Here is a 12,843-nt window from a genome sequence, read left to right on the forward strand (position 1 = left end):
CCTGTGCCTCGGTAGCTCAATCGCTCTCCGTTGCGCGGCTACGGAGCGCCGGCGTCGTCGTCGAGGAACTCCACGTCTTCCGCGTCCTCGTCGATATCGATGTCGTGGGAGTCAGGCAGGGGCGGCGGCGCGGGCGGGTGGACCGACGGCCGGAGCGCGGCCCCGGCCGCCGCTGCCGGCAGCGGCGGGGCTGCGGACACCGGCGGCGGCGCAGGGACCGCGGACGGGGGAGCAGCGGACCCGGCGCCTGCGGACGCGGGCGCCTGCGCGGGATCTCCGTAGTAGGCCTCTCCGCCGTCGCCGATGCCGCCGTACGGCGGCAGCGCAGCGTCGTCGCCGCCGTAGCCCGGCGGCGGCGCAACATAATCGCCGCCGTAGCCCGGCGCCGCCGCGTACTCGCCGCCGTAGCCCGGCGCCGCCGCGTGGTCGCCCTCGTAGGCCGGCGCCGCCGCCGCGTAGTCGCCGCCGTAAGCCGGCGCCGCCGCCGCGTAGTCGCCGCCGTAAGCCGGCGCCGCCGCCGCGTAGTCGCCGCCGTAAGCCGGCGCCGCCGCCGCGTAGTCGCCCTCGTAAGCCGGCGCCGCCGCCGCGTAGTCGCCCTCGTAGGCCGGCGCCGCCGCCGCGTAGTCGCCGCCGTAAGCCGGCGCCGCCGCGTAGCCGTCGAGATCCGACCCCGGCGCAGCGAACGCGGGCGCGTCGGGGGGCGCCGGCGGCGCAACGTGGCCGGCGCCCTCCGGCGAAAGCTCCTGCCCCTCGGTCGGCGCCGCGTACACGTCGGCGGCGCCGCGGCTCGCCTCGCCCTCGGCCGCCGCGAGCGACGCGACGCCGTAGGCCTCGGCCTGCGGCTCCGGCGCTCCCTCGAGCGCCTCCGGGCCGGCCACCCCGGGGCCGTCCGGCGGCAGCGCGTCGGCGCCGGCGGGCACCTCGCCGCCCGCGTAGCCGTTGCTCACCGCCGCGGCAGCGACGATCTCCGCGCCGGGAACGTCGAGGACCGGCACCCGGGGCGCGAGCGGCGGCTCGGTCAGGGGCAGGCCCGGCGGCCGGGTCGGCAGCACGGGCGGCGGGGGGGTGCGCTTGAGCTTGCCGGTCTTCGCCCGCTCGAGGCCCGCCGTCGCCTCCGGATCGCCCGCCTTCATGCGGAGGACGCGGCGCCAGGCGTCCGCCGCCTCCCGCCCCTCGCCGAGCTCCTCCTCCCAGAGGCGCGCCACCTTCCTCGCGAGCTCCGCCCGCTGCGCAGGATCGCGGCCGCGGAGGATCTGGTCCTCGTACAGCTGGATCATGCCGCGGTGATCGCCGAGCTCCTGCAGGAGGCCGGACAGTTCGTTCATCACGTCCTGGTCCGAGGGCGACAGGTCGTGGAGCTTCTTCAGATCCACCGCGGCGCCCGGCCGGTCGCCGAGCACGTCGCGGCGCAGCCTGGCCCGCCGCTGGAGGAGCTTGCGCACGAGCGGGCCGTCGAACACCTCGTCCAGCGCGCGGTTCAGCGTCGCGCCCACGCGGGGCAGGTCGCCCACCGCGCGGCCGAGCGCCTCGAGCGCGTCGAGCGACGCGTCGTCGACGTGCGCGAGCACGGCGTCGCCGAGCCAGCCGAACGCGCGGTCGACGTCGCCGAGATCCTGGTAGGCGATCGTGGCCGCGCGGCGCAGCAGCGCCGCCCGGGTGCGGCCGCCGTCGCGCGAGCCCTGGCCGCCGGCGGCGAGCGCGTCGACGAGGATCGTGCGCAGCGCGGTCGACTGCGACCGCGCGTCGTCGTCCCGCGCCACCTGCTCGAGCGTGGCGATCGTCTCCTCCTGGACGCCGCCGCCGAGGGCCAGCTCGAAGAAGCTCCTCGCCCGATCGATGGCGCCGCGCTCGCAGGCGATCTGGGCGGCGCGGACGAGCGCCGCGAGGCGATCGGCCGGCGTGCGGCACCGGCTCACCTGGCGCTCGAACAGGTCGATGATGAGGCTCGGGGCCTCGGCCAGCGCCGCGAGCCGCTGGAGCAGCGGCTCGACCTCGGCGGTGGGCACGCTCGCCAGCGCGCCCTCGCCGTGGTGGATCGACTCCAGCGGATCGGCGCCCAGGGCGACCCGGACCTCGGCCTGCCGCACGAGCTCGGCCGCGCGGGCGGTCCCCGAGAGATCCCTGGCGCGGAGCTCGTGCGCGACGGCGAGGGCGTCGCGATCCCGGAGCCCCACCGCGATCGCCTCGAGCCGCTCCGCGAGGACGGCGTCGACGGTGCGCGACCGCGCGAGCTCCACCCCCACGCGCGCGGCGTCGCGGTGGTAGCCCACCTCCACGAACCTGTCGAAGGCGCCGCGCAGGGCGAGATCGCGCCCCGCGCGCGCGATCGACTCGTTCCAGGCGACCAGCTTCGTCGCGACGAGCCCCTTCCACCCGAGCCGGTCGCCGAGCGCGACGTACGCCTCCCGGCTCGGCTCGTCGCCCTGATCGGCGAGCCGCTCCAGGAGGGAGATCGCCTCGTCGCTCCTGCCGAGCGTCTGGTCCAGGATCTCGGCGAGGCGGCGGGTCATCTTCGACGCCTCGTCCTCGTCGCCCTCCACCTCGATCAGCGCCGCGAGGAGGCGCGCGACCTTCGGCCAGTCGTTCAGGCGCTCGGCGAGCCGCTGGAGCCGCGCGATCGCGTCGAGGTCGTCCGGCTCGGCGGCGTGGACCACCTCGAGCGCCCGGACGGCGCCGTGCGGATCGTCGAGCGGGCCCTCGTACAGCGCGGCGAGCCGCTGCGCGATGTCGACCCGATCGGGGCCGTCGACGAACGCGAGCTCGCGCTCGAGCGCGCCGGCGACGCCCCGCAGGTTGCCGCGCCGCTCCTCCAGCTCGGCGATCCCCCGGAGCGCGATCCGGTTCTGCGGATCGAGGTCCGTGACGACCATCTCGTAGCGCGCGATCGCCGCCTCGACGTCGCCGGATCCCTCCGCGAGCATGCGCGCCTCGCGCAGGGCGAGCGAGATCTTGCCGGGCTCGCTGTCCGTGAGCGCGCTGAGCCGGTGGAGGAGCTCGGCGCCGAGCTGGACGTCGCCGCGCTCGCCGGCGTCGTCGGCGAGCCGCGCGAGCGCCTCGGCGTCCTCGCCGTCGGAGAGCAGGAGCGCGAGCGTCGCGCGCTCCCCGTCGCGATCGCCGAGCTCGCGCTGCGCCGCCGCGGCGGCCCGCCGCGCCGCGACGCGCGCCGCCCGGTCGCCGAGCAGCTCGGCCCGGCCGAGGAGGAACCGCACGAGCTCGTGCAGGCGGTTCGTGCGCCGGTAGAGGTCCTCGATCGCGGGGGCGCAGGCGTCGCTCGCGGGGTCGATCTCGATCGCGCGCTCGACGCGGTCGAGCGCGCCCTCGACGTCGCCGGCGCTGAGCAGCAGCTCCGCGGCCTGGACGAACAGCGCCGGGCGCGCCTTGCGATCCGCGAGCAGCGCGCGCTCGCAGACCGCCCTCGCCGCCTCGACGAGCCGGCCCGCCGCGACGTAGGCCTTCTCCGCGAGCTCCCACAGCTTCGGCTGCCGCAGGAGCTCGGCCGCCTGGCTGTAGGCGTCGCCCGCGGCGCCCGGCTCGTCGAGCCGGCTCCGGAGCTCGCCGAGCCTCTGGAGGAGCGGCCCGCGGGTGAGCTTGTCCTGGAACCGGGAGGCCGCGTCGGCGAGGACGTGCGCGGCGAGGTCGAACCGCTCGCCCCGCTCGAAGAGCTTGACCGCGGACTGGACCGCCGTGCCGTCCTCGGGCGACAGGCTCGCGACGCGCACCCACGCCTCCGCGGCCGCGATGGGATCGCGGCGCTTCTGCTCGTGGAGCGAGACGAGCTTCTTCTCGATCTCGATCTTCTGCGCGACGTCCGGGGTCGCCGCGGCCTCCTGCTCGAGCAGCGCGGCGAGGTCGTCCCAGCGGGAGCTCCGCTCGAGCAGCCGCCGCAGCTCGGCCTGGGCCTGCGCGTCGCCGGGATCGAGCTCGGAGAGCAGCCGGAAGGCCTGGACCGCCGTGTCGACGTCGCGCAGCTGCGCCTCGCACAGCCCCGCGACGTCGCGCAGCTGCGCTATCCTGCGCTCGACGGGCGCCGTGGGGACGCGCGCCGCCGCGAGCAGCGCGTCGCGCAGCTCGGCGAACATGCGCTTCTGGCGGAGGTGCTCCTCGAGCTGCGTCAGCGCGTCCAGGTTGGCGGGGTCGGCCTTGAGCACCTCGCGCAGCCTGGCGAGCGGCAGCGGCTTTCGGGGCTGGGTCGGCTCGTCGCCAACGAGCGGCGGCGGCTCCGGCGCGGCCGAGGCGTCGGGCGAGAGAGGCGCCGGCGCGGAGCCGGGCGCGGCCTGCGCCGGGCCGGATCTCGGCGCGGCAGCGCTCCGCAGCGACGCCGGCGCGTCCGGGGCCGCGGCCGCCGGCGCGAACGCGGCCACCGCCGGCTGGACCAGCTCCGCCGCGCCCACAGCCGAAGGCGGCGATGGCACGCTGGAGGGCGGCACCGGCGGCACCGAGGGCGCCCGCTCGGGAGCCGCGGCCGAGGCGGGCGGCGCCGAGGGCGCCCGCGCCGGAGCGGGGATCCCCGGGGGCATCGACGGCAGCCGCGGCGGGGGCGGCAGCACGGACGCCCGCTTGCGCGCCTCGGCCGCCATGAACCCGTTCGGGTTCACCTGGAGGTAGGCGAGGTAGCGCGGGCGGAGCTCGGCGGTGCGGCCCAGCTGCTTTCCGTAGTGATCGGCGAGCTGCATCGCGCGGTCGTGGCCCGGCAGCGCGCGGAGGGCGTACACCGAGTACGAGTAGCCGTACTCCCCGTCGTACGTCTCCGCGAGCGCGACGAAGAGCTCCGCCGCCTCGTCGCGCTCCGGCTGCGGCACCGGCTCGCCGGCCTCGATGCGTTCGACGATGGCCACGCCGAGCGCCTGGATCAGCCCCACGTCGTGCGGCACGAACGCGCGCGCGCTCCGCAGCGCCGCCGTGGAGCCGGCGAGGTCGCCCGCGCGGCGCCGGATGTCGGCCTCGTCGCGCAGCAGGGCGAGCCGCCGCTCCGGGTCGTCGATGAGCGCCTGCTCCATCGCGAAGTACGGGATCGCCTCGGCGTACTGCTGCTGGGCCTTCAAGAGCTCGCGCGCGGCGTAGATCGCGTAGACGTTGTGCGGATCGAGGTCCGCGAGGCGGCGCCAGTTCTCCAGGGCGCGCTCCGGCCGGGACAGCGGCGGCTCGCCCCACAGCCGGCCGAGCTCCTCGTGGAGCGTCGAGAGCTGCGCGCGCACCTCGGGCCGCTCGAAGAGCAGCGGCGTGAGCGCCTTCACGAGCCGCTCCAGGAGCGCGACGAGCGCCTTCTGATCGCCCTTGTCGCGGTAGAGCTGCGCCAGCCGCTCGGCCGCCGTCCGCTGCGTCGGGTCCTTGTCGATGGCGATCATGAGCGTCCGCGCGGCGTGGTGCGCGTCGCCGATCGTGGTCGACCACACGTTCGCGGCCTCGCTCAGCCAGTGCGCTGCATACGACGGATCCGCGGTGGAGCTGCCGACGCGCTCGAGCAGCATGGCGTACGAGCGCGGGTCCTGCTCCCCGGCTCGGTGCGCATACGCCAGGGCCTCAGCGTCATGCGGATTCGTGACGAGGCGCTGGATGAGCGTTTCCATCTCCCGGGGATCCATCGGTGCGCGGCGAAGTTACACGTTAGCCTCCGGCTCGTACAGCGACTCTCGGCCCGATCCGCGAAAGGTCGCCGCTGCTTCTCGCGCCCGCGGGCCCACGTCGACGAGCGGTTTCCGGCGTCCGCGTCGGCGCGCGCGGTCTGCGCCGCGCGCCGCGCGCCGCGCGCGTACCGTCATCAGTCGAATTTCACATACGGCTTGCGCGACTGCTGCGGCCTGCGCTTCGGCGCCGGCGCCGAGGGAGCGCCCGCGGACTCGTGAGCCGCGCTGGCGGCGGCCGTGGGGAGCGGCGCGGGGGCCGGCGGCGGCGCCGCCGCGGCGGGCTCCGCGGCGGACGGCGCGGCGGGAGGCGGGGCCGGGCGTGCGAGCGCGCCCGCGAGCGCCCTGGCTTCCAGCGCCACCCCCTTCTCTAGCCTGTGCACGCCGCCGTCGGCGGGGCGGCGGAGCTCGCGCACGGCGAGCACCGTCACGATCAGGGACAGGGCGACCGTCCCCACGGCGACGCGCGAGGTGAGCTTCCGCGGCGCGGGGCGCGACGTGCTCGGCGGCAGCGAGGCGTCCGCGCCGTCGCCCACCACCGCGAGCAATTCGCTGGTCGCGCCGACCTCGGCCGGCTGCGCCGGGGCGGGGCGCTCGCGGCTCAGGCTCGGCCTCGCCTCGTCCAACGCGCGATCGAGCTCCGCGATGAACTCCTGCGCGCTCCGCGGCCGCTCCTCGGGCCGCTTGGCCAGCGCGCGCTGCAGGAGCTCGGAGAGCGACGGCGGTATCCCGGCGTCCGGCGCCGCCTCGAGCGCCGGCGCCGGCGACGACTTGATGTGCCTCGCCATCACGACGACCGCGTCGTCGTCGATGAACGGCGGCCGCCCGACGAGCATCTGATAGAGCAGCACGCCGAGCGAGTAGAGGTCGCTCCGCGCGTCGAGGGGCTTACCTTGCGCCTGTTCCGGAGACATGTAGCGCGGCGTTCCGAACACCGTGCCCGCCTGGGTCTCGAGGGCGTCGACCGGCCGCTCCGTGCCGGTCATCACCTTCGCGATGCCGAAGTCGAGCACCTTGCAGATCTCCTCGTGCTCGCCCGCGGGGGGCCTCGCCAGGAACAGGTTGTCCGGCTTGAGGTCCCGGTGGATGATCCCCTTGTCGTGCGCCTCGGCGAGCGACAGGAGCGCGTGCCGGGCGAAGCGGGCGGCGTCGCCGACGCGCAGGCGCCGGAGCCGCTTGAGCCGCTGCCCGAGCGATTCGCCCTCCAGCAGCTCCATCGCGAGGTAGAGCGAGCCGTTGCTCCACGTCGACCCCTCGCCGGGCGAGCTCTGCTCCGCGGAGCGGCCGCGGCCGAAGGCGGCGTCGGTCGCGTCGTCCACGATCTCGCCGAAATCGAAGACGGTGACCGTGTGCGGCGACCGGAGGAGGCTCATCGCGCGCGCCTCGCGCGTGAAGCGGGCCTTGGCCTGCGCGTCGAAGGCCCGGTCCGAGCGCAGGATCTTGATGGCCACGTCGCGGCCCATCGCCTCCTGGCGCGCCCGGTACACCGTGCCCATCGACCCGGCGCCGAGCTTGCCCACGACCACGAACCGATCCGCGATCGTGATCCCCAGGAACGGATCCCCCTCGGCCTCGGCGAGCGCCTCGCGGCTCACGAGGGCCAGCCCGTCGTGGGGGCAGCGCGGCAGCCTGGCGGACGGACCGGTCTGGGAGGCGCGATCGCCGGCGGGGGGCGGGAGCTGGCTGGACGAGCTCCTCGCGTCCGGAGCGACCGGCGCGAGGTGGTGGCACCGCGGACAGATCAGCGCCGTCCGGCTGGGCTCGCCGGGCGATCCGGGTGCGCTGGAGGAGAGCTGGCCGTCAGCTGTAGGAGCTACCACCGCGATGGGGGTGATCGTCCGTCACTTGGGCCCACATCGCAAGGCCCACGACGGGCCCGCAGCAGGAGGCCGACAGCCGAACAGCGAGACATCGCCGCAGGACGCCTCGCTGCAACAGACATCGCTACAGAATCGCTGCGTTTGTTCAGGATGGTTGACGCACATGCCGCTCCGGCACTCCTCGTTCGTGTCGCACGCGACGCCGACGGCGGCGATGCTGTCCTCGCGCAGCAGCCTCGCGCACGCACGGACGGTCGAGCCGTCGCCGGTCGCGACCTCGGCGCAGCCGACGTTGCGCATCGCGTCGCGGGGCGCGGCCGGGCACGTGTCCGAGGAGCAGCACGGGATCGTGCAGCGGAGGTTCCCGTCGACGTCGTCCCCGTCGACCTCGTCCCCGTCGACGTCGGCACAGAGGCCGGAGGAGCAGTCCGCGTCCTCCTCGCACGGATCGAGGTAGCCGCCGCGGCCGGGACCGACGCGCTGGCACGCCCAGGCCGAACCGGCCGCGACGAGGTCCGTCGTGAGCCGGCACGCGGCCCCGTTCATCGCGCAGTTGGTGTCCGAGCAGCAGGTGTCGACGCAGACGCCTTCGTCGCAGATGCCAGAGCGGCACTCGCCGGGCGAGGCGCAGGCCGCGCCGGAGAGGCGCGCCCCCACCTCGGGCCGGCCGACGTCCCGGCCGATGCGGCAGACGCCGCTCCCGCCGCCGTCGGGGATCCAGCAGACCGCGTCCCGGACGGGATCGCAATCGCTCGAGCTGCAGCACGCGCGCGCGCAGACGCTCGGCCCCTCGCCGCCGAAGCGCGCGGGATCGAGGCAGAAATCGTGCGATCCGCAGCCGTCGTGATCGTCGCAAGGGGCGCCCAGCGCGCGCTCGAGCTGCGTGTCGACGCAGGCGCCGTCGCTGCAAAGGGCGCCCTCGGGGCACGCCGGGGGTCCGATCGCGCCCTCCTCCGAGCAGAGCACCGTGCCCAGCTTGCCGTCGACGAGGACCTCGCACCCGACGCCGAGCAACGCGAGCGCCGGGAGCCCGCGGACGAGCCTCCGCCCCGCGGCGCCGAGGCCCATCAGAACTGCACCTCCAGCCGGGCTCCCGCGGCGCCCAGCGACACGCTGACGCGCGCCGCCTCCTCCGCTGCGCGGGCGGCGAGCGAGGGCGGAGCGCCGTCGCGGCCCGGGATCGCGGCGCCCTGGAGGGCGGCCGAGAGCGGGCGAGAGGCGCGCGGGCTCGCCGCGGGGGCCCGCGGCGACAGGTACAGGTAGAGCGCCGCCGCGCCGGAGAGCCCGGCGACCAGCAGGGCGACGTCCGCGGCGACGGCGCACTGGTGGGCGGCGCTCGCGTCGGCCTGCAGGTCGGCGACCGAGACGCCGCCGCCGGTGCGCTTGCCGGAGCCGGGATCCCGCGCCACGGCGAGGGCGGCGAACACGCCGCCGACCGCGAGGGACCCCGCAGCGATGCCCCCGCTGACGTAGAGCCAGGCCCCGTACGGCCTCACGCCGTTCGCCGCCCCGGAGCGGCGCGGCAGGCGCGGCAGATACGGCAGCGCCGTGGGGGCCTGCGCGGACGGGGACGGCGACGGCGGCGGCGGCTTCGCGCTGGAGAGCTCCCGCTTCGCGCCCTGCAGCCGCTTGAGGACCGCCGCGACCTCCTCACGCTCCTTCGGGAGCGCTTCCATCTCGAGATAGCGACGGTAGTAGTGCTCTGCCTGCTCGATCTCGCCCAGCCGCTCGTGGATGACCGCCAGGTTGTAGATGAGCTCTTTGCCCTCGGGATCGAGCGCCACCGCGGCCTTCAGCTTCGCGATGGCCGCGCGGTACTCGCCGTGCTGGTAGAGGCCCTGCGCCTCGTCGTGCAGCGCGGTCGCTTGCTCGATGCGGCTCCGCTTCTCCGCCGACTCCTGCGACGGCGGCGTCGCGGGGCGGGCCGGCGCGCCGACCTGCGACGCGCTGCCCTGCGGCAGCGGCGCGGCGCCGGGCGGCGCGGGCGGCGCGGGCGCGGGCGCGCCGAGCGGCGCCGGCGAGGGCATCTGCGCGGCCGCCGCCGGCGGCGCTCCGAGCGAGGCCGCCGCCAGCGCGCAGGCGAGGCGCACGACGAGGCGCCCGGCCTCGGGGCCGATCGAGAGCGGCGGGCGCGCGGCACGGTTCGTCACGGCCGCCCACCATAGCGTAACTTCCGCGCACGGCGCGGCCTCTTGCGTGGCGCGGGCCCGCGCGGCGCGGCGCGCGCCACGCAAGAGGCCGCGGCCTGCGCCGCGCGATCCGCTTCCATCGCCGGCGCGCGGCGCTGGCCATGGGGCGCGCTCGTTCCCCGGAGGCCGGCGCCGCGCCGATCACGGGAGCTTGCAGCTGTACGCGCCGGCGAGGACGAACGCCCGCTCGCACCTGACATCCACGGTGCGCTTCGGCGTCGTGAACTCGAACGTCTGGCCGAACGGCGTCCGCTCCAGCCGGGTCATCTGCGCCCTGCACCCCTCGCCGGCGCGGCGCGGCCCCGGCGCGCCCGATCCGCCGTCCTCGCCGCACGCGACGAGCGTCGCCATCCGCTCGACCTCGGCGTTGTCGGAGAAGACGTTGTAGGCCGCCGAGGCGCTGAACGCGACGCAGACGACGAAGAGGGCGAGCTGGACGAAGCGCTTCACGCGCCGAGCTTACCCCGTCCGGGGCGCGGGGGGCTGGCCGCCGCGCGCGGCGCGATCAGAGCCGCATGCCCGAGCCGGGCAGCGGGTGCCACGGCTGGCGGCGGGTCGTGTACTGGCCCCGCACGAAGGCCCCGAGCACCGGCGCGATGTTGCGCGCGATGTCGTCGTCCCACTCGCCGCCGTTGATCCCGTCCTGCGGGGTGAGATCCGGCGAGAGCAGGAAGAAGCCGGGGTAGAGCCGCCGCGGCATCTTGATCTGATCGAGGTCCTCCTTGAAGACGTCGATGTCCACGCGCACGAGCCGCACGCTCCGGAGCGCGGTCTGCATCAGCGGATCGCCGAGCGCGCGGTCGACGCCGCGGCACGGCTCGCACGGATCGCTCGTCGTCATGACGAGGACCTTCTCGCCCTGGGCGTGCGCCTCCGCGCGCTGCTTGGCGAGCTCCTCGCTGAGGGTGGAGACGTCGACGCCGATATCGACGATGGAGAGCCCGCCGATGCGCCGGTGGGTCGTGCGCTGAGGGACGCTGCCGCCGGGCTGCGCCGCCGGAGGAGGCACGTCCGGCAGCGGCGCCGCCGGGGACGCGGTGCTCGCCGGCTCCGGCGAGGCCTCCCCCTCACCGAGGGCGGCGGTGGTCTCGCCGCCGCTGTGCGTCGTCCACATCCACACGCCGAAGCCGATCGCCGAGCTCCAGCAGAGCGTGAGGAGGACGCCGAGCGAGAGCCCCACGCTGGCGAGCCCGTGGCCCCTGCGCGCCTCGGGGGCCCGCTCGATCTCGCGGCGCGCCGCCCAGCCGAAGACGATCGCGGCGACGGCCCCGAGCGGCCCGAAGAGCGCCGCGACGACCGAGCTCACGGCCAGCGTCGAGAGCGGCGGTCGCCCCGGCGGGAGCGGCCGGGTGAGGTAGGGATCGTGGATGACCGGCAGCGGCGTCGAGGCGCCGCTCGGCAACGGCGCTCGGGGCGCGGCCGCGACGCGCGCCGCCTCGTCGCCGGAGGGTGCGCCGACGGGCAGCTCGCCCTCGCGGGGCAGGACGCCCGCCTGGGGCGCCGTCAGAGGCTCGTTCGCATCGCGGTTCGGCGGTGGCTGACTCGGGCCGAATGCGTGGCTCACGTCTCTTATCTTAGCGCCAGAGTCGGCGCTACGCTCGCCGTACGCACCCTCACGGCGCGCCAGGGCTCAAGGGATGCAGGCGCGCTCGAGCACCCTTAAGACTGCGCGCTTCGTGCTCACACCGGGGCTCATCGCCTCCGTCCATGCGACGCCCACGCGCTCGCCGGCGAGGGCCAGGCTGGGAGGATCCTTGACGGGAATCACCCCATCCGACACCCGGATCCCCCGGGCAGAAGGCGCTCCGTCGGCGCCCAGCTTCACGAGCAGGAGCTGCCCGTCGGCCTTGCCATCGTGGCCGACCCACGCCACGAACGCCCCGTCGCCGCTCGGCGCCATCGCGCGCCACTTGCCCTTGCCGAGCACCCAGGGCGCCCCGCGCGGCCGCGCGTCGGCGTCCAGCGCTCGGGCGAGCAAGGTGGGCCCTTCGTTCCACGCCACGAGCGCCCCGCTGCTGGTGGCCACGAGCCCGAGCCGCCGCTCCTTGTCCGGCGTTTCCTGAGTCGCGGCGGCCGAGCGGTCACCGCCTTCAGGCTTGGCCACGACGTGGGCATTCCCTTCTCGGCCGGCCGCGTCGAACCGCGAGGCCCGGACGCTCCCGTCATCCTCCTCGTGCCACACGACGAGGTAGCCGCCGGACGCGTCCGCAGCGACGGCCGGCCAGCGCGGCTTCTTTGTGTGGCGCGTGACACCGACCGCCTTGAGCTGCGGCTGCGCCGGGTCCACCGGCGCGAACTGGAAGACGCCCAGCTGGTTGCGTTCCGCCCCGAAGGGGGCCGCAGCCACCAGGGCGCCGCCCGGAGCCGGCGCGATGGCGACGTTCTCGCTGACCTCCCTGCCGATGGCGCCGACGCGCAGGATCTCCGTCGGCGGGTTCGTCTCCCAGCGCGGCCGGGCGTAGGCGAGCCCCTCGGCGTCGAACCACGTGACCGCCCAGGCCTCCCCCGAAGAGAAGATCCGGAGCCCTGCCTCGCGGGTATTCGAGATGGCCCGCGCCCGGGCGATCTGCCGGGCGTCGTTGTCGAAGCCGGCGAACGCGATCTGCGCGTCGCCGCCCTTGAGGTCCACGAGCCACACGGCGCCGAACGAGCCGTCGGCCCGGCCGGCCACCCCCATCCCCTCGCGCAGGATGTAGGTCGCGACGTCGCCCGACTTGACCTTGCACCCGGTGAGGGTCCCGAACGGAGCGAACTCCTGGACGCCGGACCCGCGCGGGGGCTCGACCTCGACCGTCGAGGTGGCCACGGCCGGCTCGGTCGACGCGCTCAGCGCAGGCCCAGCAGCGGGCTTGGCGTCGCTCGATCCGGACGCTGCGGCCGCAGCGCCCCCTGGCCGGGATGCGCTGCGATCACAAGAGATGCCGCAAAAGGCAAATAAGGAGAGGGCCACTACAGTGGCTAGACAAGGATAAGAAGAGCGCCTGGTGCGAAGCAGAGGACTTGAACCTCCACGGGAGTTACCCCACTGGAACCTGAATCCAGCGCGTCTGCCAATTCCGCCAGCTTCGCGAGCGGGACGGCATCACTACCTCACCCCCTCGCGATCCGTCAAGCCCTACATCACGTCCGAAGCGATTTTCTTCCGGCGCGTTTCTTCCGGCGCGCGTCGCCTTCCGGCGCGCGCCGCCCGCGGCTCCCCAGCAGCCCAGTCCG

The 12,843-nt window shown here is 75.7% G+C and carries 7 protein-coding genes and 1 tRNA gene; all 8 read right to left on the reverse strand.

What is annotated here, in order from left to right:
• Nucleotides 1-38: 38 nt before the first annotated feature.
• Entirely contained in the window at nucleotides 39-5,567 is a 5,529-nt protein-coding gene (locus tag WME98_RS50995) for a hypothetical protein (RefSeq protein WP_437948845.1), read from the reverse strand.
• 191 nt (nucleotides 5,568-5,758) lie between these two features.
• Nucleotides 5,759-7,441: a serine/threonine-protein kinase gene (locus WME98_RS51000; protein WP_437948846.1), complete on the reverse strand. Its 1,683-nt coding sequence runs from the start codon at nucleotides 7,439-7,441 to the stop codon at nucleotides 5,759-5,761.
• Between the two features lie 21 nt (nucleotides 7,442-7,462).
• On the reverse strand, nucleotides 7,463-8,509 hold the full coding sequence (locus tag WME98_RS51005; protein WP_437948847.1) for a hypothetical protein: 1,047 nt from the start codon (nucleotides 8,507-8,509) through the stop codon (nucleotides 7,463-7,465).
• Nucleotides 8,509-9,591 carry a tetratricopeptide repeat protein gene (locus WME98_RS51010; protein WP_437948848.1) on the reverse strand — a complete coding sequence of 361 codons (1,083 nt, stop codon included), beginning with the start codon at nucleotides 9,589-9,591 and terminating at the stop codon, nucleotides 8,509-8,511. The genes WME98_RS51005 and WME98_RS51010 overlap by 1 nt, the downstream gene beginning before the upstream one ends.
• Nucleotides 9,592-9,771: 180 nt before the next feature.
• Nucleotides 9,772-10,080, reverse strand: coding sequence for a hypothetical protein (locus tag WME98_RS51015; protein WP_437948849.1), 309 nt, complete (start codon nucleotides 10,078-10,080; stop codon nucleotides 9,772-9,774).
• 55 nt (nucleotides 10,081-10,135) lie between these two features.
• The gene (locus tag WME98_RS51020; RefSeq protein WP_437948850.1) at nucleotides 10,136-11,194 is read right to left on the reverse strand and encodes a DUF4190 domain-containing protein; all 1,059 of its coding nucleotides are present in this window, start codon (nucleotides 11,192-11,194) and stop codon (nucleotides 10,136-10,138) included.
• A 66-nt stretch (nucleotides 11,195-11,260) separates the two neighbouring features.
• Nucleotides 11,261-12,436, reverse strand: coding sequence for a hypothetical protein (locus WME98_RS51025; RefSeq protein WP_437948851.1), 1,176 nt, complete (start codon nucleotides 12,434-12,436; stop codon nucleotides 11,261-11,263).
• Nucleotides 12,437-12,612: 176 nt separating this feature from the next.
• Nucleotides 12,613-12,699 (reverse strand) — tRNA-Leu (locus WME98_RS51030).
• Nucleotides 12,700-12,843: the final 144 nt, after the last annotated feature.

Origin of the sequence: Sorangium sp. So ce296 (assembly GCF_051529605.1) — a bacterium.
Classification (GTDB): Bacteria; Myxococcota_A; Polyangia; order Polyangiales; family Polyangiaceae; genus Sorangium; species Sorangium cellulosum_D.

Coding starts and splice junctions, on each gene's coding strand:
- WME98_RS50995 (WP_437948845.1), bottom strand. CDS start 5,567: ATGGAAACGCTCATCCAGCGCCTCGTCACGAATCCGCATGACGCTGAG.
- WME98_RS51005 (WP_437948847.1), bottom strand. CDS start 8,509: ATGGGCCTCGGCGCCGCGGGGCGGAGGCTCGTCCGCGGGCTCCCGGCG.